17 protein-coding genes are annotated in these 23,953 nt (G+C 60.5%); 11 read left to right on the top strand and 6 right to left on the bottom strand.

Translation table 11 applies throughout. The annotated features are described in order from the left end of the window. Positions 1-90: 90 nt before the first annotated feature. Positions 91-1,377, bottom strand: a complete 1,287-nt coding sequence (locus CS903_RS04865) for an MFS transporter (protein ID WP_099332430.1) — start codon at positions 1,375-1,377, stop codon at positions 91-93. Between the two features lie 189 nt (positions 1,378-1,566). Between CS903_RS04865 and CS903_RS04860 the strand changes: the two genes are divergently transcribed. The 4 genes from CS903_RS04860 to CS903_RS04845 all read left to right on the top strand — a co-directional run bounded on the left by CS903_RS04860 (position 1,567) and on the right by CS903_RS04845 (position 7,799). Beyond that, positions 1,567-2,550, top strand: a complete 984-nt coding sequence (locus CS903_RS04860; RefSeq protein WP_099332429.1) for an ABC transporter permease — start codon at positions 1,567-1,569, stop codon at positions 2,548-2,550. Positions 2,551-2,780: 230 nt separating this feature from the next. Beyond that, the gene (locus CS903_RS04855; protein ID WP_370737649.1) at positions 2,781-3,689 is read left to right on the top strand and encodes an ABC transporter permease; all 909 of its coding nucleotides are present in this window, start codon (positions 2,781-2,783) and stop codon (positions 3,687-3,689) included. Between the two features lie 23 nt (positions 3,690-3,712). Then, on the top strand, positions 3,713-5,929 hold the full coding sequence (locus CS903_RS04850) for a dipeptide ABC transporter ATP-binding protein (RefSeq protein WP_242491762.1): 2,217 nt from the start codon (positions 3,713-3,715) through the stop codon (positions 5,927-5,929). A gap of 145 nt (positions 5,930-6,074) precedes the next feature. Continuing rightward, the gene (locus tag CS903_RS04845; RefSeq protein ID WP_099332427.1) at positions 6,075-7,799 is read left to right on the top strand and encodes an ABC transporter family substrate-binding protein; all 1,725 of its coding nucleotides are present in this window, start codon (positions 6,075-6,077) and stop codon (positions 7,797-7,799) included. Between the two features lie 112 nt (positions 7,800-7,911). On the opposite strand, the gene CS903_RS04840 is transcribed toward CS903_RS04845, so the two are convergent. Continuing rightward, on the bottom strand, positions 7,912-8,658 hold the full coding sequence (locus tag CS903_RS04840) for a hypothetical protein (RefSeq protein ID WP_099332426.1): 747 nt from the start codon (positions 8,656-8,658) through the stop codon (positions 7,912-7,914). A 202-nt stretch (positions 8,659-8,860) separates the two neighbouring features. Here CS903_RS04840 and typA point away from each other — a divergent pair, with 202 nt between their 5' ends. Next, positions 8,861-10,786, top strand: a complete 1,926-nt coding sequence (typA, locus tag CS903_RS04835) for a translational GTPase TypA (protein WP_099332425.1) — start codon at positions 8,861-8,863, stop codon at positions 10,784-10,786. A gap of 41 nt (positions 10,787-10,827) precedes the next feature. Here the strand turns inward: typA and CS903_RS04830 are convergent, their stop codons facing one another. Then, entirely contained in the window at positions 10,828-11,094 is a 267-nt protein-coding gene (locus tag CS903_RS04830) for a hypothetical protein (protein WP_099332424.1), read from the bottom strand. 54 nt (positions 11,095-11,148) lie between these two features. Here CS903_RS04830 and fdxA point away from each other — a divergent pair, with 54 nt between their 5' ends. Then, positions 11,149-11,484, top strand: a complete 336-nt coding sequence (gene fdxA / locus CS903_RS04825) for a ferredoxin (protein ID WP_099332423.1) — start codon at positions 11,149-11,151, stop codon at positions 11,482-11,484. A 192-nt stretch (positions 11,485-11,676) separates the two neighbouring features. Further along, a complete protein-coding gene (locus tag CS903_RS04820; protein ID WP_099332422.1) occupies positions 11,677-13,017 on the top strand; it encodes a citrate synthase in 1,341 nt (446 codons plus the stop codon). A gap of 81 nt (positions 13,018-13,098) precedes the next feature. On the opposite strand, the gene CS903_RS04815 is transcribed toward CS903_RS04820, so the two are convergent. Genes CS903_RS04815 through CS903_RS04805 form a run of 3 tightly spaced genes read right to left on the bottom strand, consistent with a single transcriptional unit; the run spans position 13,099 to position 16,498 of the window. Further along, positions 13,099-14,076 carry a DapH/DapD/GlmU-related protein gene (locus CS903_RS04815; RefSeq protein ID WP_099332421.1) on the bottom strand — a complete coding sequence of 326 codons (978 nt, stop codon included), beginning with the start codon at positions 14,074-14,076 and terminating at the stop codon, positions 13,099-13,101. 29 nt (positions 14,077-14,105) lie between these two features. Next, positions 14,106-14,759: a Maf family protein gene (locus CS903_RS04810; RefSeq protein WP_099332420.1), complete on the bottom strand. Its 654-nt coding sequence runs from the start codon at positions 14,757-14,759 to the stop codon at positions 14,106-14,108. Positions 14,760-14,773: 14 nt separating this feature from the next. Beyond that, positions 14,774-16,498: a DUF885 domain-containing protein gene (locus CS903_RS04805; RefSeq protein ID WP_099332419.1), complete on the bottom strand. Its 1,725-nt coding sequence runs from the start codon at positions 16,496-16,498 to the stop codon at positions 14,774-14,776. Positions 16,499-16,696: 198 nt separating this feature from the next. On the opposite strand from CS903_RS04805, the gene CS903_RS04800 reads away from it, so the two are divergent. The 4 genes from CS903_RS04800 (at position 16,697) to ppdK (ending at position 23,877) form a co-directional block, all read left to right on the top strand. Then, complete coding sequence (locus tag CS903_RS04800; protein ID WP_242491761.1) at positions 16,697-17,854, top strand: adenylate/guanylate cyclase domain-containing protein; 1,158 nt, start codon at positions 16,697-16,699, stop codon at positions 17,852-17,854. Then, entirely contained in the window at positions 17,851-18,279 is a 429-nt protein-coding gene (dtd, locus tag CS903_RS04795) for a D-aminoacyl-tRNA deacylase (protein ID WP_099332418.1), read from the top strand. The genes CS903_RS04800 and dtd overlap by 4 nt, the downstream gene beginning before the upstream one ends. 120 nt (positions 18,280-18,399) lie before the next feature. Then, positions 18,400-20,907, top strand: a complete 2,508-nt coding sequence (locus CS903_RS04790) for an ATP-dependent Clp protease ATP-binding subunit (RefSeq protein WP_099332417.1) — start codon at positions 18,400-18,402, stop codon at positions 20,905-20,907. A 267-nt stretch (positions 20,908-21,174) separates the two neighbouring features. After that, positions 21,175-23,877 carry a pyruvate, phosphate dikinase gene (gene ppdK, locus CS903_RS04785; RefSeq protein WP_099332416.1) on the top strand — a complete coding sequence of 901 codons (2,703 nt, stop codon included), beginning with the start codon at positions 21,175-21,177 and terminating at the stop codon, positions 23,875-23,877. The last annotated feature ends 76 nt before the right edge of the window (positions 23,878-23,953 follow it).

Genomic DNA, 23,953 nt, shown 5'->3' with positions numbered 1-23,953 from the left:
GTGGTCGCTACATGGGACAGACTACCCAACAGGGCTTCGAGACACCCGTTGATTAGCGTTCCATTAGGGCAGGAGGACGAACTTTGTGTCCTAGTGGCGGTGTGTTTTCTCTTCCAACTCGTGGTCCACGGTTCGTCCTCGAACAGCAATGATTCCGGCCAGGGTCATCGGAACGGCGGTGAGGGCGAGGACGAGCATGATGGGGGTCCAGTTGCCCAACGCCCCAAAAATGACCCCCACGAGCAGGGGACCCACCGCGGCGAGCAGGTACCCGATGGGCTGGACAAACCCGGAGACGGCGGCGGTGGTGGTGGCGTTGTCCGTTTTCTCGATGATCAGGGTGAGGGCCGTTGGGAAGCAGAACCCAGAGATGGAAAGGCAGACTGCCCAGACCCATGGAAGCGTGGTGGGAAGGAAGGCAATCCCCAGGTATCCGACTGCGAGAAGGACGCCAAAGAGAGAGATTAGACCTCGTAATCCCCGCCCTCTGGCTACCAGCATGGGCATGAGCAGACCGCCGGGCACTCCCCCGAGGGCGATGATCGACAGCATGAGCCCAGCGGCTGTTGGATCGAGGCCTCCTGCACGGTAGGCGGCTGGGGCCCATCCAAACTGAATGTAGGCCTGCATGGACTGGAGGCCGAAGAAGAACATGAGTGCCACGGCCGTCCTCGAACGCCAAACAGCCGGTCGGCCGGTCCGTCCGGCCGCTGGCAGTGGTGATTCCTTCTGCCTTAGCTGTCGATCGCGGATATAGAGGAGGAGCCAGAGGATGAATGCCACCAGAGAGATGCTGCCCCAGGCGCCGATAGCAAGCCGCCACCCCTCCCCAACTCCCAGCCGCTCATCTCCGCTAGTTGCCAGAACGGGTGTGAGGAAGGTCGGTACGGTGGCGCCAACTGCGAGGAACGTTGTATAGGTGGTCGCCATCTGCGCAGCCCTGCGGGGGAACTCCTTTTTGATGAGGGCGGGTAGCACGACATTACCAATGGCCATCCCCGAGAGCGCGATGGTGGAAAACACTAGGAAGAGAACCCAGGAGTCAGTGAGCGCCCGAGAGACCAAACCTAGGGTAGAGACGAAGGTCGCAATAACAAGGGCTCCCGCAATACCTGTCCAAGTGGTGAGACGGTTAGAGAGCAATCCCACTACTGCGAAACAGATCCCAGGAAGGGCTGTTAGCACACCGGCGGTGATACCGCTCATTTGGAGGGAGGCAATTAGCTCTGGGAGCACGGGTCCGATCGAGGTTGCACCCGGCCGCAGGCTAGAGGCTGTCACGATGGAAGCAAGGATCATCAGGAGGACAAGGGCTCCGGTTCGTCCCGAGTTCACACCTCGACTGGGACGCGGTACCGAGTGGGGTATCTGCGACATATCTATGTACTCTAATTGCTGAATGCACTGTGCAGAATCGCGTTTTGCACAGAACAGTTGCTGACAATGCCCGCGCCCGCGCTATTCTGGAGGGCACTTCGCAACCAGTTCTGCGTGCGTTGGTGTCTGACGATGTCCAGCCCAGGCGGATTTGTGCCCGTTGCGGGGAACACGGAAAGACTTGGCCTTATGTACCGTTACCTATTCAGGCGGTTGTTGAACTACCTGGTGCTGCTCTTCATAGCAGTCTCCCTTGCCTATCTTCTGGCAGGCACGGCGCTTAACCCGCGCACGCAGTTCGACTTCACCAACCCCAACCTTGATGTTGATTCCGTTAACGCCATGCTGACGGCATACAACATTAATCCCGACATTCCTCTTCTTGAGAGGTACTGGACCTGGCTGCAAAATGTCGTCTTGCACTGGGACTGGGGTCGTACGCCTAAGGGTGACTACGTCAACAAGATTCTCGCCACCAGGATCTGGGTTTCAGTTCGCCTCATCACCATCGGTTCGTTTGTGGGCATCATCGGCGGTGTTGCCCTTGGTGCGTGGAGTGCCACCCGCCAGCACAAGTTCTCGGACCGTGCAGTTTCCCTGATATCGCTTATCATCATCTCCACTCCGACCATCGTCATTGCGACCCTCCTGCAGATCATGGCTGTTCGGTTCAACCAGGCCACCGGTACGGGATTCTTCGAGTTTGTCGGCGAGACCGGAAATATCGGTAACTATCCCGGTGCAGAGATAGTTAACCGTCTGCAGCACCTCCTGCTGCCCACCATCTCGATGTCGCTTGGTGGTATTGCCACCTACTCGCGCTACCAGCGCAACCTCATGCTTGACACCCTTGGTGCCGACTATGTGCGAACCGCTCGTGCCAAGGGCTTGCGTAAGGGGGCAGCAGTTCGCAAGCACGCCCTCCGCACAGCACTTATCCCCATGGCGACCTACTTCGCCTTTGTGATTGCGGGACTGTTCACGGGAGCGACGATTACAGAGCGAATCTTCTCCTGGCACGGCATGGGAATTTTCTCCGTCACCTCAATTACTGGCCATGACATCAATGGCACCGTGGCGGTGGTTGCGTTCTCAGCTGCGACAACCTTCTTTGGGTTGATGCTTGCAGATGTATTTACTGTTGTGGCCGACCCGCGCGTGCGCGTTAGTTAGGGAGGGGAGAAACTGTGGCTTTTGAAGATAACAAGAACAGCAGCGATCCTTCGCACCCGGAGTTCGACTCTCAACCCATTAGGCGTGAAGAAGAGGGTTACAACACGCGGGGCAGTCAGCCTGACCCCGCCGGTGAGCTAGGGCTCGACCCGGATGGCTTGACCACCCCCTATGAGCAGCAGGCAGACAGCGGTGCAGTCCCGGTCCTTGTTGCTAAAGCGGACAGGGCCGTGGCTGATGACGATGCTCTGCTTGCCGAGGGTGGTGGCTCCAAGCCCCTGACTCGTGGGCAGCTCATCTGGCGCCGCTTCTCTCGGTCTAAGACAGCGATGTTCGGTCTAATCGGCTTCATTTTCATCGTTATCTTCGCCCTCATCGGCCCGTACCTGAGCCCGTGGGACTACCGAGAAGTTGATAGTTCCAACTTCCTCCAGGGCCCGTCAGCTGAGCACTGGCTAGGAACCGGTCAGACCGGGCGTGACATGTTCGCCCTGACTGTTGCAGGCCTGCGTAAGTCCCTGGTGATCGGTCTTTCTGTAGCGGCAATTCAGACCGTTGTTGCGGCCCTAGTCGGTGCCTCGGCAGCTTTCTTTGGCAAGTGGTACGACAAGGCAGTCCTCTGGGTCATCGACCTCCTGCTAGTGATTCCGTCCTTCCTACTGATTGCGATCATCACGCAGCGCATGGGTGGCAGCAAGGGCTCGACGTTGACCTTTATCTTCCTGCTCTCAGCTTTCTCCTGGATGCTGACTTCTCGCGTTATTCGTTCAATGACGCTGTCGGTTACCAACCTGGACTATGTGCGCGCTGCTAAGTACATGTCTGTCCCGTCGTGGGCGACAATTACCAAGCACATCCTGCCGAATGTCTCGTCCTACCTGATTATCGACGCGACACTTGCCGTGGTGGCGGCAGTCATGATGGAGACGTTCCTGTCCTACTTTGGTTTCGGGGTTCAGCCGCCCGAAACATCACTTGGTGTGCTGTTGGCAGATGGTCAGGCAATGGCGACTTCGTTCCCATGGACCTTCCTGGCACCCGCGACGGTCCTCACCCTGATGCTGGTGTGCATCAACTTCATCGGTGACGGTCTGCGCGATGCCATTGACCCGACTTCTAAGTCCGGAGGAAAACTGTGAGCCGGCGGAACAAGAACCAGCCTGTGTTTGAAAGTTCAGCACTTCCTGAGCGAGGTGAGGGCGTCCCCGTCTTGTCCGTTCGGGACCTGAAGGTGACCTTCCCGTCCGAGGACGGCCCGGTTCACGCGGTTCGTGGAGTGAACTTCACCCTGCGCAACGGAGAGGTACTGGGCATTGTTGGTGAGTCCGGTTCGGGCAAATCGGTCACCTCAATGGCAATCATGGGTCTGCTTGATGAGGCCGCTAAGGTTGAGGGCTCCATCGAGATGTATGGAACCGAGATCCTCGGCAGGTCAGACGCCTACATGTCGCAGATTCGCGGCAAGGTGCTCTCGATGGTCTTCCAGGACCCACTTTCAGCTCTGACCCCGGTCTACACCATCGGAACGCAACTGGTTGAAGCGCTGCAGATCCACCAGAAGATGTCTGAAAAGGATGCGGAAGCCCGCGCGATCGAACTTCTTGGTCTGGTGGGGATTCCGAACCCAGAGGTTCGTATCAAGGCGTTCCCCCACGAGTTTTCCGGGGGAATGCGCCAGCGCGTCATGATTGCTATGGCGATTGCCAACGATCCCGATCTGATTATTGCGGATGAGCCAACCACCGCTCTCGACGTGACGATCCAGGCGCAGATTCTCGACCTGCTTCGCACACTGCAGAGAGAAACCGGCGCTGCCGTCATCATGATTACCCATGACCTCGGGGTCGTGGCGGGCATGGCCGACAAGGTCTCCGTTATGTACGCCGGCAAGGTCGTAGAGTCCGGACCGGTTGACGAAGTCTTCTACCGCCCCCACATGCCGTACACGATTGGCCTACTTGGCGCTCTTCCTCGTCCGGATGAGAAGTCAGATTCGGCCCTAGCGACCCTGGACGGTAACCCACCCTCGATGCTGAAGAAGCCCACGGGCTGTCCCTTCGCGCCGCGCTGCCCCATGGCCGTTGAGGCGTGCCTGCAGGGCGAACCGACCCTACAGCTTCTGTCCGAGCCCGTACTAGCGATAGAGGAAGCCCGCGTCGAAGCCGCGGGTGAAGATCGTGGCCCTGACTTCGGTCTACCTCACCGTGCAGCTTGTATCCGTCAGGATGAGATCGCGGAGCACGGCTGGCACTACAAGGATATCTACCCGATTCCCCGCCACATCGATCGCATGGCGGGGCGCCGCAGCCGTGATGAACGTGAGAACATCCTTGAGCTCACCAACGTCGTGAAGACCTTCCCCCTGATGAAGGGTGCGGTCTTCAAGCGACAGATTGGCTCGGTGCACGCCGTCGACGGAATCTCCTTCCGTATCAAGGCCGGAGAGACCATGGGTCTGGTGGGTGAGTCCGGTTGTGGCAAGACGACCACTCTTCTCGAGATCCTCGACCTGCATGCCCCAGAAGAGGGCAAGATCGTGGTTCTGGGTAGGGATACCGCGCAGATTGGTAAGTCTGATCGCAAGAAGGTCCGTCAGGATCTTCAGGTTGTCTTCCAGGACCCCATGGCCTCGCTTGATCCACGCATGCCGATCTCTGAGATCCTGGCTGAGCCCCTCAAGTACAACGGCTACAGCAAGACCCAGATCCAGGAGCGCATCGCAGAGCTGATCGAACTTGTTGGTCTTGAGCGCGCGCACCTAAACCGGTACCCCCGTCACTTCTCTGGCGGTCAGCGTCAGCGCATCGGCATCGCCCGGGCCCTGGCTCTAGAGCCGAAGCTGCTGGTCCTTGATGAGCCCGTCTCGGCCCTGGACGTGTCGATTCAGGCTGGTGTAATCAACCTGCTGGATGAGCTCAAGGCCAAGCTGGGACTGTCGTACCTCTTCGTGGCCCACGACCTCTCCGTCGTGCGTCACATTGCCGACCGGGTTGCGGTCATGTACCTGGGTGTCATTGTTGAGAAGGGTGACGTGGAAGAGGTCTTCCGCGCCCCGCAGCACCCCTACACCCAGGCTCTGCTCTCCGCTATTCCGATCCCCGACCCCCGCCTTGAGCGCTCCAGGGAGCGAATCCTGCTGAGTGGTGACCTGCCCTCACCAGCTGACCCTCCCTCGGGTTGCCGTTTCCGCACCAGGTGCCCGTTGTTCAAGCTGCTTCCTGAAGACAAGCAGCAGCTGTGTATTGACGAGCGCCCGGAGCTGAAGCCGCGCGAGGGTTCCTATGACATGCAGACCGCATGTCACTACCCGGAACCGCTTAACCCCTTCGTCCCCGATGTTGTCCACGATTTGGACGAGGAGGCAGCAGAAAACCGCTAATTTCTGTGGCCGCCCTCTCAAATTGTGGGTATTTGGTCACGGTTTAGGCTCAAAACGCACCGGCTCGCCCCTCTCGGGCGAGCCGGTTCTGCATGGCCGCCTAAGGTGGTCAGGTCTGTACACGATTCAATATGGAGGATTTTTGATGCGACGCTCATTGCGTGTCTTCGCAGCAACCGCCGCCGTAGCTGCCCTGGGTCTTGCTGGTTGTTCCAGCGGTTCCAGCGGCCAGTCCGGTGACGCAAGTGGTTCGGAAAACGGTGCATCCGAAGCCGTACCAGCAGTCAACATCAACGCTCACGACCGCGCTGATCTCGAAAAGGGCGGCGTCCTGCGTTTTGCTATCAGCTCGATGCCCACCACCTGGAACACCCTGAATGTCAATGGCAACCAGGTTGACCTCTCCTCGACCATGGCGACATTCATTGCTCCCAACAACTGGATTTACCAGGGCGATGGCACGTTCGATGTCAACCCCAACTACGTAGAGAGCTACGAAGTTCAGGATGGCGACGGTGCTGACAAGGACCAGGTCGTAACCCTGCGCCTCAACAAGAACGCAGTCTGGGGCGATGGCACCCCGATCACCGTTGCTGACTACCAGGCCACCTGGAATGCCTGCAACGGCGAAAATGATGCGTTCCTCTGCGCTTCGACCGACGGCTTCTCCGACATGGCAAGTGTCGAGCAGGGCGCCGATGAGTTCGAGGTCGTAGTTACCTACAAGACCATCTTCCCGGACTGGTCCGCTGCACTCTCGACCGTTTACCCGGCTGCCGGTGTCTCTGACGCCGATACCTTCAACGACGGTTGGGACGAGCCGAACAACGACTGGCTGGCCGGTTCATACCAGGTCGCCAACGTTGACGTTGCCCAGCAGGTCATCACCCTTGAGCCGAACCCCACCTGGTGGGGCGAAGAGCCCATGCTTGACTCCCTGAGCTTCCGCGTCATGGACTCCGCCGCAACCGGAACCGCTTTTGCTGGTTCTGAGATCGACGTTCTGACCGGCATCATTTCCGCTCAGGAATACCTTGAGGCCGCTACCCGCGCCGACGGCGAGATCCGCCGCGCCGGTGGCCTGCAGTGGCGTCACTTCACCTTCAACGGTGAGTCAGGCGTCCTCCAGGACAAGGACCTTCGCGCTTCGATCGCCCGCGGCGTTGACCGTGTTGCCATCACCGAGTCCGACCTCTCCGGTATCCCGGATCTGGTTCCTTCGGAACTCGTCCTTGGTAACCACTTCTTCATGCCCGGCCAGGAAGGCTACCAGGACAACGGTACCGATTACTCCTACGATCCTGAGCGTGCGGGCACCGAGCTCGACGAGCAGGGTTGGGTTCTCGAAGATGGTGCTGAGTACCGCACCAAGGACGGCGCCACCCTCGAGTTCGACTACATGATGATGCCTGATGTCTCCACCTCGAAGAACGAGGGCGAGCTGCTGCAGGCTCAGCTGAAGCAGATCGGCGTTAAGGTCAACATCCGCAACGTTGAGACCGCGACCTTCTTCGATGAGGTACTTGCTGGCACCTTCGGCGTAACCTCATTCGCATGGCAGGGTACCCCGTACCCGATGGCCAACATCAACCAGCTCTACTCCTGCAACGCGCTTGCCCCTGAGGGCCAGAACTACGCACGCATCTGTGACGAGCGCATTGATGAACTGTCGGCAGAGATTGCCTCTGAGCCCGATCACGCAACTCGCCTCAAGCTGACTAACGAGGTCGACCAGATTATCTGGGAGAACACGATGATCCTGCCCCTGTACCGCCGCATGGAAATGACCGCTGTTCCGGCCAACCTTGCTAACTACGGTGCATTCGGCATGTCTTCGATCCAGGGTGAGAACGTCGGCTTCCTCAAGTAGCCAACCGTTCACTTAGGCGGGTTTCGCCCACGCCCGGTGACTAAAGCAGTCGGCCCCGAGCCTGTTCGAAAGAACGGACTCGGGGCCTTCTGCTATCCAAAACGAGTGGGTGCTACATGGAGAAGATGCGCCAGAGCCAGTAGCCAGCAATCACGATGAAGACGCCGATCTGCAGCCAGTTGTAGCGAAGTTTCAACCCTGCAAAGTCAGCCCCTTCAATCTCGAAGGCTTCCTTGGAGGCATGGCTCTCAGGCCGCTTCTCAGGGTTATCCAGATAGAACTTTTCCTCTTCGATGATGCGTGCCACCACCAACGGGGTGGTGCGAACAACGACGTGGTTGCGGCTTTCTAACTCAAGGGGCGGGATGCTCGGGGCGCCCTTATCAGTGGCGTGTTTGAAACCTCCCCGGGCCGGAACGGCAGAGGCGTAGATTGCCTTCTTGCTCGCCAGGTCATCGGGATCAAGGTTGACCGGGTCGACATCACCGATGGTGAGAGGCCGCCCCGCCTCCCTCTTGGTGACTGCCTCCTGAGGAGAGGGTTTGACCTCAACCTTATCCGGGGTGGCGTAGAGGTAGAGGCCCCAGCGAGCCTCGGCTTTCGCCAGGGCATCCCAGGAGATGTCTGCTGTCCGGATCTGATTGCGGACCCTAATTCCACGTCGATCGGCAATCACGGCGGGGAAAGACCAGATCCACCATGAGAAGTAAACGAGGCCGATCGGGAAGGGAAGGGCCGCAAGCATCTGGACGAAACCATCCATGTACCAGACCATGCCGAGGAAGAAAACGCTGAAGCCAAGAAGGCCCCAGGCTGCGAGCTGACCGTATCGAGAACGGAAGACCAACTGGTAGTTCATCCCTGAAGTTTAGGCCCCGTGGTGTCGAAGCTCGCACGCCGTAACCCCGGTGGCCCTGTATTCATGCGACATCTGGCCGTTAGACTGGGTTTTCGGCTTCAGCGGAACTGAACTCGGAGGTGCACAGTCATCCCTGAGTGCAGATATTTCCACTGAGATCCGAACTTTTACTCGTGTAGCAACCTCTGGGGGAGGCATCTCAATGCCCGTACGTCCCGATATCCGTAATCTCGCAATCATCGCCCACGTCGACCACGGCAAGACCACCATGGTTGATGCCATGCTCTGGCAGGCAGGCGCCTTCACCGAACACCAGTCCCAGGAATCCACCGGGGAACGGGTCATGGACTCAGGCGACCTTGAGCGCGAAAAAGGAATCACCATTCTCGCGAAGAACACCGCGGTGAATTACAGGCGTAAGAACCCCGACGACGGCAGTCTTGAGGAGATCACGATCAACGTGGTCGACACCCCGGGTCACGCCGACTTTGGTGGTGAGGTCGAACGAGGCCTCTCCATGGTCGATGGGGTTGTCCTGCTTGTTGACTCCTCCGAGGGGCCGCTGCCTCAGACACGCTTCGTGTTGCGCAAGGCCCTGCAGGCCAACAAGCCGGTCATCATCGTCGTCAACAAGGTTGATCGCCCCGACGCTCGTATCTCCGAGGTCGTCGATGAGACCCAGACGCTTTTGCTTTCGCTTGCTGACGACCTCGTCCACGACGGCTATGACATTGATGTGGATAAGGTTTTGGACGCGCCGATCCTGTTTGCCTCGGCGAAGGCTGGTCTGTCATCAAAGACCCAACCGGACGACGGAACCCTGCCTGACGAGGACCTTGAACCGCTGTTCAACACGATTCTTGATCACATCCCCGGCCCGTCCTATGAGGAGGGCGCGCCGATGCAAGCCCAGGTGACGAACCTGGACGCTTCGCCGTTCCTAGGCCGCCTGGCGCTGCTGCGCGTCCACAATGGCACCCTGCATAAGGGCGATACCGTGACCTGGATCCGCGGAGATGAGACCAAGAAGAACGTGAAGATCACCGAGATCCTGCGAACCAAGGGACTGCAGCGCGAACCCGCAGAGTCTGCCACCGCGGGTGACATCGTGGCTGTTGCGGGCATTGAGGACATCACTATCGGTGACTCACTGGTTGATGTGGATGATCCGAACCCCCTGCCTGCCATCCATGTGGATGAGCCAGCCATTTCGATGACCATTGGAATCAACACCTCGCCGCTCGCAGGCAAAGAGAAGGGTTCCAAGGTCACGGCAAGCCAGATTAAAGATCGCCTCGACCGAGAGTTGATTGGCAACGTCTCGATTCGTGTTCTTCCCACCGCTCGCCCCGATACCTGGGAGGTCCAGGGCCGCGGAGAGCTCGCCCTTGCCATTCTGGTCGAGCAGATGCGCCGCGAGGGGTTCGAGATGACCGTCGGTAAGCCCCAGGTTGTCACCCGGGTTATCGACGGGGTGGTTCACGAGCCGATGGAGCACCTCACCATTGATATTCCCGAGGAGTACCTCGGTTCGGTGACACAGCTTCTGGCTGCTCGCCGCGGACTGATGCAGTCGATGGCCAACCACGGCTCCGGCTGGGTCCGTCTTGAGTTCCAGGTGCCGGCGCGCGGCCTGATTGGTTTCCGCACCCAGTTCCTGACCGAGACCCGTGGCACCGGTATCCAGTCCGCTGTCTTCGACGGTTACAAGCCCTGGCAGGGGGAAATCGTTCGTCGTCCCACCGGATCCCTGGTGGCCGACCGAGCCGGTGTCGCAACGGCCTACGCGATGGTCCAGTTGCAGGAACGCTCCACCCTGATGGTTGAGCCCACCGATGATGTCTACGAGGGCATGGTCGTCGGCGAGAACTCGCGAGGCGATGACATGGACGTGAACGTCACCCGTGAGAAGAAGCAGACCAACATGCGCTCGGCAACAGCGGATGCCTTCGAGTCAATGACTCCGGCTCGCAAGCTCACACTTGAGGAGTCCCTGGAGTTCGCCTCAGATGACGAGTGTGTCGAGGTCACTCCGACCAAGATTCGTATCCGTAAGGTCGACCTCGACAAGACGGAACGGGCGAGGAACGCTTCGCGTCGGAAGCGTCTCGACGCGACCCACTCCTAGACACAGTGACCCTCGACCCTCAGGTCGGGGGTTTTCTGTCCCTAGCCCAGGTGCGGGGGTGCGCCCCAGGGTCGGGGCGGTTTGACGATGCGTCCGATGATCATCTGCGTGGCTTCAACCCGCACTCGGCCTCGTCGTGCGTCAATGACAACGTGGTCGGGTTCCGTCTCGACCAGGGTGCCGAGGGCGTCGCGCGTGCTGCCGTCCTCATCCACATACCTGACCACGACACGCTGACCCGCAGTCCACTCCAGCCAGGGAAGCGCAGGGGGCTGCGGATCGGGTGCTGGTTGTTCGAAAGAGCGCATTTTTGAAGTCTAGCGATCTGGACACGGGGGTTAAGCTAGTTCTCAGGAGGAGCAATGACTTACATCATCGCGGAACCATGCGTGGACATTAAAGACCGCGCGTGCGTTGACGAATGCCCAGTGGACTGCATCTATGAGGGCAACAGGATGCTCTACATCCACCCGGAAGAGTGCGTGGACTGTGGGGCCTGCGAGCCGGTGTGTCCGGTTGAGGCGATTTTCTACGAGGACGATCTGCCGGATAAGTGGTCGGACTACTACAAGGCCAATGTGGATTTCTTTGACACCATCGGTTCACCCGGCGGCGCAATGAAAACCGGTGTCATCGAGATGGACCACCCAGTGGTCGAAGCGCTGCCGGCGGATATCAACGACCACCTCAAGGACTAGGTGACTTCAAACACATTCACCCCTGTAAGCTGTAGTTTCGAGGTGTTGAGGTGCGCGTCACGGCTGTACTGTTAGCGACGTCCAGTGTGGGACGAACGTCCCTATCGTGACCGGGCCAACACCCGAAACGCCGGTGTGAGGCAGACTGGTGCTCAGGCACTCAAGACAACACAACTTATAGGAGCAGTGGGTATGGCTGAACAGAACCTGGACGCTGAGGTAGCTGTAGAAAAGAAGCCGGATGGGCTTCTGACGGTTGGGGACACAAGGGTAGAGCTACCTCGTGTCACCTCGACTGTAGGCTCCGATGGTTTCGCCATCTCAAAGGTGCTTGCCACAACCGGCGATGTCACCCTTGACTACGGGTTCGTCAACACCGCGGCCTGTGCCTCTGACATCACCTATATCGATGGTGATGCGGGCATTCTGCGCTACCGGGGCTACCCGATCGACCAGCTGGCCCGCCACTCCTCATTCCTCGAGGTGGCCTGGCTGCTGATCTATGGGGAGCTCCCCAAGGCTCAGGAGCTTGAGAGCTTCCTGCGTCGCATCCAGCGTCACCGCCTGCTACATGAGGACTTCAAGGCCTTCTTCACCGCCTTCCCCCACAACGGCCACCCCATGGCTATTCTGCAGGCCGGCACGGCGGGACTGGCGACCTACTATGAAGAAACGCTGGATCCACACGATCCCGAACAGCTCGACCGGGCCCTGGTGCTCTTGATCGCCAAGATGCCCACCATGATCTCGTACATCGCTAAGAGGGCGGCGGGTCTTCCCCTGCTCTACCCGGATAGCCAGCGCGGTTACACCGAAGACTTCATCCGCATGACCTTTGGTATGCCCTACCAGTCCTACGACATCGACCCGGCACTGGTGCGCGCCCTTGACATGCTGCTGATCCTGCACGCCGACCACGAGCAAAACTGTTCGACCTCGACCGTGCGTCTGGTGGGTTCCTCTGACGCGAACCTCTACTCATCTGTTGCCTCCGGTATCGGGGCGCTTTCGGGCCCCCTTCACGGTGGCGCTAATGAGGCCGTCCTCAAGATGCTGAACCAGATCGTTAGCGGCGGTGGTTCGGTCAAAGAGTACGTCGATAGGGTCAAGAACAAGGAAGCCGGAGTGAAGCTCATGGGCTTCGGTCACCGCGTTTACAAGAACTATGACCCTCGCGCCGCCATCGTTAAGGAAAGCGCTCACGACGTCCTCTCCCGGCTGGGTAAGAAGGACCAGATGCTTGATATTGCGATGGAACTCGAAGAGATCGCCCTCGGGGATGAGTACTTCATTCAGCGCAAGCTCTACCCGAACGTTGACTTCTACACGGGACTCATCTATTCGGCCATGGGCTTCCCGCCGAAGATGTTCACCCCGCTGTTCGCCCTCGGCCGCCTGCCCGGGTGGATCGCTCAGTACCGAGAGATGATCAACGACCCGCAGACCAAGATTGGACGTCCGCGCCAGGTCTACCGCGGTGAGGTCATGCGGGACTACGTGCCGCTGCGCGCACGGGCCCGTCGCGACGGCTAGTTTTTCGGACAGACTGAAGGGGCTGTTAGCAACCACTAGGAATCGGTTGCTGACAGCCCCTTTTGGTGCTGGGGCCTGCGGCTAAGCCCCTTCTCCGGAGGCGAGGATGATGGTTGAACCTCCGCGTCCCAGTGCCTCGATGGAACCGGTCAGTGAGTTGCGGCGGAAGAGGACGTTTGAGGCCCCGGCGAGGCGTGAGGCCGGAACCAGCTTGGGGTTGATGAAGGAACCGTTAGAGTCTGGGACCACACCACCGCCGGGAAGAAGTGAGACGCGGGTGTTGGCGGTGACGAAGACACCGGCTTCGACCACGCAGTCATCCCCGAGGGGGATGCCGAGGCCGGAGTTGGAGCCGAGGACACAGTTGCTGCCCAGGCTGACCCGTTCGTCAGCCGCGCCGATAACGCGGCCCATGGTCGAGGCGCCGCCACCGACATGCGTTCCCTCTCCGACGACTACGCCCTGGGAGAGGCGTCCCTCGATGGTGGCGCGTCCGACTGACCCGGCGTTGTAGTTGACGAATCCCGCGTGCATCACCACCGTTCCGGCGGCGAGATGGGCGCCGAGGCGAACCCTGGCACCCGATGCGATGCGTACGCCCTCGGGAACCACGTAGTTCACCATGGGCGGGAACTTATCGACGCCGGTGAGGATAACTGGGTGCTGGTAGTGGGCCCGCAGGCGGAACCGTGTCTCCTCAAAGTCCTCTACCGCGCATGGTCCCGCAGAGGTCCACGCCACCACCGGCAGTCGCGAGCGGATCCCGTCGAGGTTAATGGTGTTTGGGGCTGCTAGCCGGTGCGACAGCAGGTGCAGGCGCAGGTAGGCGTCCGCGGTTGAGGTCGGTTGATCCCGCAAATCCGAGGTGACACGGACGACGGAGGTGTGAACCCGTCGCGTTTCATCCCGGGCTTCTAGGCTGGCCAGTTTGGCCAGCAGATCTGGATCCCCGCCTTCCGGCGCGGGGCCCAGGTGTGGTTCGGGATACCAGACGTCAAGTGTCTTACCCGAGTCGGTAACGGTCGCGAGGCCAATGCCCCATGCCAACATTTCACTCATGTAACTACCTTAGCCGTGTGGGACCCAGGTCACTTGCTGGTCCAGAAGTCCGGCCAGAAGATGCCGAGCCTCGACACCAGGTCGCGAAGCAGGGGAAGCGAAACTCCGACGACGGAGTGGGGGTCGCCCGTCACACCCCTGATGAAGGGGCCGCCCAGCCCATCGATGGTGAAGGAACCCGCCACCTCCAGCGGCTCACCACTGGCAACATAGGCGTCAATCTCCTCATCAGAGATGTCCCCAAAGTGAACGATGGTTGAGGCGGAGGCTACCTGGGGTGAGCCAACTGCGCCGTCCTCGGAAACCTCAACTACAGCGTGTCCCGTCCACAGCACCGCGTCACCGCCGCGCATTTCGCGGATGCGTTCCTTCGCCACCTCGGGAGAGTGGGGTTTGCCCACCATGCGCCCGTTGATGTGCAGCATGGAGTCGCAGCCGAGGACGACCAGGCGTGTCCTGTCGTCGACCTTGTCGCGCTTGATTTCGGTGGAGAGCCCTTCCGCTACCTCCATCGCTTTGCCGAGGGCGAGGGCCCCGACAATCTGCTCGGGAGTCGCGGCGGGGTCCAGTGTTGCCAGCAGGGCGTCCTCGTCGAGGTTGGAAACCACCACGATCGGGTCGACCCCCGCATTGCGCAGGGTGGAGAGGCGGGCCGGAGACCTGGAGCCAAGAACCAGGCGCACCCGGTCCGACCGGCTCAAGCGGCGCCCCCTAGGACCGCGCGTCGCAGGGTATCCATGGGTAGGGAGCCCTGCGAGAGTGCCAGGGTGTGGAACTTCTTCTCGGAGTCGCTGTAGATCTCACCCTCTGGGCGTGCGGCTATGTAGTCGCGTCGCAGGTTGACCCAGAGGCGCTGGCCAATCTTGTACGAGGGCGCCTGGCCCGGCCAGCCGAGGTAGCGGTCCAGTTCAAAGGCACGCTGGCCCTGTGACATTGCGCAGTTGTCGGCCAGGAATGCCTCCGCATACGCCGCATCCCAGACTCCGGCCCCATCCGGACGCTGCTTACGGAGGTGGACTCCGATGTCGAGGACGACGCGAGCCGCACGCAGACGCTGGGCGTCCAGCATGCCCATGTGGTCGCCCGGATCAGCCATGTAGCCCAGCTCTTTCATGAGCTGCTCGGCGTAGAGGGCCCACCCCTCGCCATGCCCGGAGTTCCAGGAGCCGAGGCGGCGCCACAGGTTCAGCGAACCGGCCTCGTACATCGCCTGCCCGATCTGCAGGTGGTGGCCCGGAATACCCTCGTGGAAGACGGTGGTCTTTTCCTGCCAGGTGTGGAACACGTCCTCGCCCTCGGGAATGGACCACCACATCTGCCCGGGACGTGAGAAGTCGGCTGACGGTCCCGTGTACCACACCCCACCCTCCTTAGAGGGTGCGATGCGGGCCTGAAGAACCTGCAGTTCAGGGGCAATATCAAACTGCTTACCGTTGAGGTCCGCGATGGCCCGGTCCCCGGTGCTCTGCAGCCAGGCGTGCAGTTCGGCCTCACCGTGCAGCTGGTAGCGGGAGTCGGCATTGAGATTGTCGAAAGCCTGAAGGATCGGGGTGCCACTGCCGTAGAGCGTGTCCGCAATGCGCTGCTGCTCCGCGACGATGTCGGCTAGCTCCGCGAGACCCCACTCATAGGTTTCGTCGAGGTCGACTCGGGCTCCGACGAACAGGGCGGAGAACAGTTCGTAGCGTTCACGGCCGACAGCGTCCTCTTCTGGAGCCAGTGGAAGCAGGTTGTCCTTGAGCCAACCGCTGAGCCAAAGATATGAACGGGAGGCTTCAGCGACGGCTTCATCGATCTTCTTCTCGCCGATCTGTCGGGCCATGCCGGCCGGACACTGCCGCCCCAGCTGCTCGAAGAACGCACCACTTGAGCCGGGGGTGCCGATCGCCGCGGCCTGCCTGATCCCGATTTCGACCTGACGGCGGCTTGCCACCCGGCCTCCCTCGGCTGCGTAGGCAAGTGAGTGGGCGTACTGCCGCAATGCCCGCGGGACATTACGCATGCGTTCGAAAACGGCCTCCCAGTCCCCAGCTGTCTTTGTGGCCATGAGTGAGAAGGCATCCTTGACACCCTGCAGGGGGGAGGCGATGTTGTTCAGTTCGCCGCTATCCTCCCGGCCCGCGTGCAACTGCTGAGCCAGGGTGAGGCGGTCGATCAGGGCATCGGCGGTGATGCGGTCGACCTCATCTTCAAGTTTGATGTTGGGAAGTTCAGCCAAGAACTTCTCGTCGAGTGCGGCGCGAGCGGCGAAACCTTCGGGGGAGAGGTCGGGTAGGGCGCTGGGATCATCTCCCATTCCCCAGTCGGTTGCGGCGATTGGATCAAGGTCGACGATGTCGTGGATATAGCGGTTAGCCGCCCGATCCAGTTCGCTCCAGTTGCGTTGGTTCGATTGAGGTGATGGTGTTTCTGGATTTTCCATAGATCAACCCTACGTTGTGAGGCCAGCCCGGATGGGGAGCGGTGGGATGTGGCGCAATGACGGCAAGAAGTGTCAGGGCCGCCATTTTTCCGTTCTAAGCTGATGTCCTGAAGATTTGACTGTCACTACGGGGTAAATGGCCAGACACCGGCGGTAGGCTGACTAGGCGAATCTCAGCACGAGGGTTACACTTTGCAAGTGACCCACGCCACACTTGACCCTCTGGTTGATCGGGGCATCAAGGATGCCTCGGAAGTGATGCGCGCGCACGAACTACCGGAGCTGCTCGAGATGCGCAGTGGGGTCGATGACTTCGGAATGGTTGCTGGAAATGGAGAGCTTGTGGGCCGCGAGGTTGAGTCGAGGACGTTGGATGAGTACCGGGATCTCCTGCTCGGAGGCGAACCGACCCTAACTGCCAATGACTTTGCCGAGCGATCGGGAATTTCTCTCGAAGAGGTGCATACCTACCTGTTAGAGATGGGTTTTGCGCCCAGTGAACACGACCAGGTCAGCTTCACCGAGCGCGACTACGAGGTGTTTGAGAACTGGTTTAGCGCGACTCTCCGCGCCAAACTTGCCCCCAACACCGCCGCCTCCCTGGCGCGAGCCCAGGCCCACCTCACAGACCGGCTCGCCCTCTGGGAGATCGAGGCTCTCGTTGAGGGGGTTGAGCGCCGACTCGGCCTTGATGACACCTCCGCCCGCGTCGTCGCCATCGATGAAATGCAGCAGATGGTGCAGCCCCTGGAAGAACAGATGGTGTACGCCTGGCGTCGCCGGATGTACTCACTCATCGAACGTATGACGCGAGAGATCGCAGCCCGGGGAACCGACCACTCGAAGCGCCGCTTCCCCCTCAGTCGCTCCTTTGGGTTTGTCGACATGTCCTCCTACACCCACACCGCCTCGGTTATGGGCGCCGATTTGGTCGGGCTGGTGGAGCGCTTCGAGTACCTCTGTCGCACCGTGGTCACCTCTGCCGGGGGACGGGTCGTCAAGATGATTGGTGACTCCGTGTTCTTCATTGCCGATGACCTCGAAACAGGCCTCGAAGTCGTCACCAGTCTTATCGATAGCCTCAAGATGGCGGAGGGCATCCTTCCGGTTCGTGCCTCATTCATCCAGGGCGATGTCTTCTCTCGCAGCGGCGATGTCTTTGGCCCCTCGGTGAACCTCGCTGCACGCCTGGTTGATATCGCCCCCCGCTGGAGCATCCTCACCGATGCCAAGACTGCGACCGCCATCGACTCGTCCTCGGTTCGCAGCGAGTACGAGATTCAAGAGTTCCCCTCCACCGAACTTCGTGGCCTGGGACGCGTCTCTCCCTATCGACTGCGCAGGGTGAGTGAGTGAAGGCGGTTCTGCAGCGGGCCCTGCGCGCCTCCGTAACAGTTGGGGGCGAGGTGGTCGGTGAAATCAATCGTCCCGGACTGGTTGCCCTAGTTGGTGTTCACAGGGAAGACACCGTTGAGGATGCAGAGAAGCTGGCGCGGCGCATCGCGACACTGCGGATCCTCGAGGACGAGCAGTCCCTTGAGTCGGTGGGAGCTCCCGTCCTCGTGATCTCCCAGTTCACCCTGCAGGCCAGGACGAAGAAGGGGACGCGCCCCTCGTGGTCCGATGCCGCGCCCGGACCGGTCGCCGAACCCCTGGTCGAGGCCGTGGTCGAAGCCCTCCGTCAGCGCGGGATAGAGACCGCCACCGGTCGATTCGGCGCCATGATGGATGTTGCCCTCATCAACAACGGCCCCGTCACGCTTATTGTTGATACCCGCTGAACCCACGCCTTCAGCGAACATTCCCCCCGTCACCACCGGGGCGCTCTACTCTGTCAGTAGTCGGCGCACCATATCCGGAGCGCCCTGAAATACCGGCCACACCATCCCAAGGGGGTTGCCATGTTCGAGAGATTTACCGACCGGGCCCGCCGTGTCATCGTCCTCGCCCAGGAAGAGGCGCGCGGACTGGAGCACAACTACATCGGCACGGAGCACCTCCTCCTCGGCCTCATTCATGAGGCCGACGGGGTGGCTGCCAAGGCGATGGAAATGACCGGTATCAAGCTTGAGGACGCCCGCGCGGCGGTCACCGAACTGATCGGTGAGGGCGAGAAGCCTGTTGAGGGGCACATTCCCTTCACCCCGCGTGCCAAGCGCGTCTTCGAACTGTCGTTCCGCGAGGCACTGCAGCTCGGTCACAACTACATCGGCACCGAGCACCTCCTGCTCGGCCTGCTGCGTGAGGGCGATGGCGTTGCAGCCCAGGTTCTGCACAAGCTTGATGCCAATCCCCAGAAGATCCGCAAGGCCGTCATGCAGCTACTGCAGGGCTACCAGACCCAGGGCGATGGCCGTGAGGCCGTGGGAACCAGCGGTGCGCCGGTGCGCGATAAGGAGCGCGGTAACTCCGCCCTCCTTGAGCAGTTTGGCCGTAACCTCACCCAGGCGGCCCGTGAGGGCAAGCTCGACCCCGTCATCGGACGTAAGTCTGAGATGGAACGGGTTATGCAGGTCCTCTCACGTCGCACCAAGAACAACCCCGTCCTCATCGGTGAACCCGGTGTGGGTAAGACAGCGGTAGTAGAGGGCCTGGCGCAGGCGATCATCCACGGAGATGTTCCCGAGACCATCAAGGGCAAGCAGATCTACAGCCTCGACATGGGTTCGCTGGTGGCAGGTTCACGCTACCGCGGTGACTTTGAAGAGCGCCTCAAGAAGGTCCTCAAAGAGATCCGCACCCGGGGCGACATCATCATCTTCATCGACGAGATCCACACCCTGGTGGGTGCGGGCGCCGCTGAGGGATCGATTGACGCCGCCCAGATGCTGAAACCCATGCTGGCCCGAGGTGAACTGCAGACCATTGGCGCCACCACGCTGGATGAGTACCGCAAGCACATTGAGAAGGACGCCGCACTTGAGCGTCGCTTCCAGCCGGTTAAGGTCGATGAGCCATCGATGGAAGAGACCGTCGGCATTCTGAAGGGTCTGCGCGACCGCTACGAGGCCCACCACAAGGTGGTTATCACCGATGAGGCCGTTGAGGCTTCGGCGACGCTTGCGGACCGCTACATTTCGGACCGTTTCCTTCCCGACAAGGCGATCGACCTGATGGATGAGGCCGGAGCCCGACTGCGGATTCGTCGTATGACTGCGCCGCCGGAAATCCGCGAGCTCGATGACAAGATTGCCGAGGTTCGTCAGGCCAAAGAGTCGGCCATTGACAACCAGGACTTTGAGCGGGCGGCAAGCCTGCGTGACGAGGAGCAGAAGCTTTCCACCCGTCGCCAGGAACGTGAGGCCCAGTGGCGCGGAGCTGGTGAAACCGAGATCCTTGAGGTCACAGAGGAAGACATCGCCCAGGTGTTGGCCATGTCCACCGGCATTCCGGTCGTGAAGCTGACCCAGACTGAAACCACCAAGCTGATCAAGATGGAGGACGAGCTGCACAAGCGCGTCGTCGGTCAGTATGAGGCGGTCAAGGCCCTGGCGCAGTCGATTCGTCGCAGCCGCGCGGGTCTGAAGGACCCGAAGCGTCCCGGTGGTTCGTTCATCTTCGCCGGACCCACCGGTGTCGGTAAGACCGAGTTGGCCAAGACCTTGGCCGAGTTCCTCTTTGGTGATGAGGACGCGCTGATCCAGCTGGATATGTCCGAGTACTCGGAGAAGCACACAGCATCGCGTCTCTTCGGTGCGCCTCCGGGCTACGTCGGCTACGACGAGGGTGGACAGCTGACTGAAAAGGTCCGTCGTCGTCCCTTCTCCGTGGTGCTGTTCGATGAGGTCGAGAAGGCCCACCCGGATATCTTCAACTCGCTGCTGCAGATTCTTGAAGAAGGTCACCTGACGGACTCGCAGGGACGCAAGGTTGACTTCAAGAACACGGTCATCCTGATGACCACCAACCTCGGTACCCGCGACATTAATAAGGGTGTCATCACCGGCTTCCAGTCCGGCGACGCAATGACCCACGACTATGACCGGATGAAGGCCAAGGTCAACGAAGAGCTGAAGCAGCACTTCCGCCCCGAGTTCCTCAACCGCGTAGACGAAGTGGTGATCTTCCCGCCGCTGACCCGCGAGGATATCCGGACCATCGTGGACCTGATGATCGACCGTCTGCGCAAGCGCATGATGGAGCAGGACATGGGTCTGCAGCTGACGGATGAGGCCCGCGAGCTTCTGGCTGATCGTGGTTACGATCCGGTTCTTGGAGCCCGTCCTCTGCGTCGCGTAATCCAGCGCGATATTGAGGACGCCGTCTCTGAGAGGATTCTCTTCGGAACCATCAAGCCCGGTGACGTTGTCACCGTTGGAGTTCAGGAGGTCGATGGCAAGCCCGAGTTCTCCTTCAACGGAGAGGTCAATCCGGTCTTCCCGGACGTAGAAATGCTGATTGAGGGCTAGCAGCCTGTCAGCGCGAGGGGTGGAGTCGATTGGTTCCACCCCTCGCGTTTTTCTATGCCCATAAGTAACCTTTGCGACTCCATGACTTAGCTGACGCGGGTTGCGTACGTTTAGGGCGAAAGTCCCCCGATTAGAGGCCTGTGCCACAAAGTGAGCAAATAGCTCGGGGGGAATGATTGCTAAACTGGCCCTCGTGCGTCGCAATGTTGTGACGAATTGGCAGCCGCTCCCGGCGCCGACGAACTAGCACGGAGGCTTGATCGACAAATGGTCAAATACGTTTATGACTTCTCCCAGGGTGACAAGGATCAGAAGGATCTTCTCGGTGGTAAGGGTGCCAACCTCGCAGAAATGACGCGCCTGGGCCTTCCCGTTCCCCCCGGATTCACCATCACGACTGAGGCATGCCGCGTCTACCTTGAGTCCGGCTCGGTTCCCGAAGAGCTGTCGACCGAGGTCACCAAGGAACTGCGCAAGGTTGAAGAGACCATGGGACGCGAACTCGGTGACTCGGAGCACCCGCTTCTGGTTTCGGTTCGCTCGGGCGCAAAGTTCTCCATGCCCGGCATGATGGAAACCGTTCTCAACATCGGACTCAATGATGAGTCGGTCAAGGGTCTGGCACGCGACGCCGACGAGCGTTTCGCATGGGACTCCTACCGCCGCCTGATCCAGATGTTTGGCAAGACCGTCCTCGACGTTGATGGCGATCTGTTTGGCGATGCCCTGGAGGATCTGAAGGAAGAGCTCGGCAAGGAGGCCGACACCGACCTCACCGCTGACGACTGGAAGAAGCTGGTCGCCAAGTACAAGGAGATCGTTGAGAAGGAGACGGGTAAGCCGTTCCCCCAGGATCCCCGCGAACAGATGGACATGGCCGTTGAGGCCGTCTTCCGTTCCTGGAACACCGAGCGCGCCAAGATCTACCGCCGCCGCGAGCTGATCCCTGAGGACCTGGGAACCGCTGTCAACGTTCAGACCATGGTCTTCGGCAACCTGGGTGACACCTCGGGTACCGGTGTCTGCTTCACCCGTGACCCCTCCACCGGCCACTCCGGCGTTTACGGTGACTACCTGATGAACGCCCAGGGTGAGGACGTTGTTGCGGGTATCCGTAACACCGAGCCGCTGGCGGCACTTGAGGATCAGGATCCCGCGGCGTACAAGGAACTGCGCGCCATCATGCGCAAGCTTGAGACCCACTACCAGGACCTCTGTGACATCGAGTTCACGATCCAGGAGGGCAAGCTGTGGATGCTGCAGACCCGTGTTGGTAAGCGCACCGCTGGCGCCGCCTTCCGCGTTGCCATCCAGCTGGTCGACGAGAAGCTGATTACCCGTGATGAGGCTCTGGAGCGCGTCACCGGTGAGCAGCTGACCCACCTGATGTTCCCGCAGATCTCAGCTACCGCTGAGAAGACCCTGATCGCCAAGGGCATGGCTGCTTCACCGGGTGCCGCTGTTGGCCGCATCGCCTTCAACAACGACCAGGCTGAGGCCTACGCCGCCGCCGGCATTGCCTGCGTTCTGGTTCGACGCGAGACCAACCCGGAGGATCTTCCGGGCATGGTTGCAGCCGAGGGCGTTCTGACTGCCCGCGGTGGTAAGACCTCGCACGCCGCCGTTGTTGCCCGTGGCATGGGCACCACCTGTGTCGTTGGTGCAGACGACCTCGACATTCGCGCTGCCGAAGGCACCGTGAGCGTCGGCGACTACATCCTCACCACCGAAGATGTCATCACCATTGATGGTTCAACCGGTGAGGTCTTCCTCGGAGAGGTTGAGGTTGAGAATTCTGCAGTTACCACCTACCTTCTCGAGGGCCTTGAGGCCGGACTGGCAGCCGCGGGTGATGACTCTGAGACGGCTGAGCTGATCGACTCGGTTCACCGTATCCTCACCCACGCCGACGAGGTTCGTCGCATGGAGGTCCGTGCCAACGCAGACAACCCGATGGATGCCCGCCACGCCATTGACTTTGGCGCCCAGGGGATCGGCCTGTGCCGTACCGAGCACATGTTCCTCGGTGACCGTCGTCCGCTGGTTGAGCGTGTGATTCTCTCCGAAGCCGGTTCTGAGGACCAGCAGGAAGCACTGGATGCCCTCGAGGTTCTCCAGAAGGGTGACTTCCTCGAGATGCTCCGCACCATGGATGGTCTGCCGATGACCATCCGCCTGATTGACCCGCCGCTCCACGAGTTCCTTCCGGACCTCACCAGCCTCGAGGTTAAGTCGGCCGTTGCCAAGGCAATGGGCGAGGAGATCTCGGCTGAGGACGAGCGCCTGCTGACCGAGGTGCGCCGCCTCCACGAAGCGAACCCGATGCTGGGTCTGCGTGGCGTCCGCCTGGGCCTCTACCTGCCCGGCCTCTTCAAGCTGCAGGCCCGCGCGATTGCTGAGGCAACCGCCGAGCTGAAGACAGAGGGACTGGATCCTCGCCCGGAGATCATGGTTCCGCTGGTGGCTTCGATTCGTGAGCAGCAGCTGGTTCGTTCCTTCCTGGAGCCCGAGCTGAAGGCTGTTGAGGAGCAGTTCAACGTCAAGCTGGACATTCCGATCGGCTGCATGGTCGAGCTGCCCCGCGCGGCTGTTACCGCCATGGACCTGGCTCGTGAAGCCGACTTCTTCTCGTTCGGCACCAACGACCTGACCCAGACTGTCTGGGGCTTCTCACGTGACGACGTTGAGGGCGCCTTCTTCGACGAGTACATCGAAGCCGGTGTCTTTGGGGTTTCACCGTTCGAAACCATCGATGTCAACGGTGTGGGTCGCCTGGTTGAGATGGGCGCAGAGCGCGGCCGTTCCACCAAGCCTGAGCTGAAGCTCGGTGTCTGTGGTGAGCACGGTGGCGATCCGGCTTCCATCCACTTCTTCAACAAGGTGGGTCTGAACTACGTTTCCTGCTCGCCGTTCCGCGTTCCGGTTGCTCGCCTTGAGGCAGGCCGCGCCGTCGTAATGCAGGGCGAGTAAGCCAGTAGTTTGGGGCCCGATCTTCCGCCGCAAGGTGGGGGTCGGGCCCCTGTCTTTGCTCCCAAGCGATTCTTGG

The organism is Actinomyces minihominis (assembly GCF_900187855.1).
Lineage (GTDB): Bacteria > Actinomycetota > Actinomycetes > Actinomycetales > Actinomycetaceae > Scrofimicrobium > Scrofimicrobium minihominis.
This window is presented reverse-complemented; position numbering and strand designations above follow the sequence as displayed.

What these genes read in the sequence shown, in the direction of transcription:
- CS903_RS04865 (WP_099332430.1), bottom strand. Translation starts at nt 1,377, where the DNA reads ATGTCGCAGATACCCCACTCGGTACCGCGTCCCAGTCGAGGTGTGAAC.
- CS903_RS04860 (WP_099332429.1), top strand. Translation starts at nt 1,567, where the DNA reads ATGTACCGTTACCTATTCAGGCGGTTGTTGAACTACCTGGTGCTGCTC.
- CS903_RS04845 (WP_099332427.1), top strand. Translation starts at nt 6,075, where the DNA reads ATGCGACGCTCATTGCGTGTCTTCGCAGCAACCGCCGCCGTAGCTGCC.
- CS903_RS04840 (WP_099332426.1), bottom strand. Translation starts at nt 8,658, where the DNA reads ATGAACTACCAGTTGGTCTTCCGTTCTCGATACGGTCAGCTCGCAGCC.
- typA (WP_099332425.1), top strand. Translation starts at nt 8,861, where the DNA reads ATGCCCGTACGTCCCGATATCCGTAATCTCGCAATCATCGCCCACGTC.
- CS903_RS04830 (WP_099332424.1), bottom strand. Translation starts at nt 11,094, where the DNA reads ATGCGCTCTTTCGAACAACCAGCACCCGATCCGCAGCCCCCTGCGCTT.
- fdxA (WP_099332423.1), top strand. Translation starts at nt 11,149, where the DNA reads ATGACTTACATCATCGCGGAACCATGCGTGGACATTAAAGACCGCGCG.
- CS903_RS04820 (WP_099332422.1), top strand. Translation starts at nt 11,677, where the DNA reads ATGGCTGAACAGAACCTGGACGCTGAGGTAGCTGTAGAAAAGAAGCCG.
- CS903_RS04815 (WP_099332421.1), bottom strand. Translation starts at nt 14,076, where the DNA reads ATGAGTGAAATGTTGGCATGGGGCATTGGCCTCGCGACCGTTACCGAC.
- CS903_RS04805 (WP_099332419.1), bottom strand. Translation starts at nt 16,498, where the DNA reads ATGGAAAATCCAGAAACACCATCACCTCAATCGAACCAACGCAACTGG.
- CS903_RS04790 (WP_099332417.1), top strand. Translation starts at nt 18,400, where the DNA reads ATGTTCGAGAGATTTACCGACCGGGCCCGCCGTGTCATCGTCCTCGCC.
- ppdK (WP_099332416.1), top strand. Translation starts at nt 21,175, where the DNA reads ATGGTCAAATACGTTTATGACTTCTCCCAGGGTGACAAGGATCAGAAG.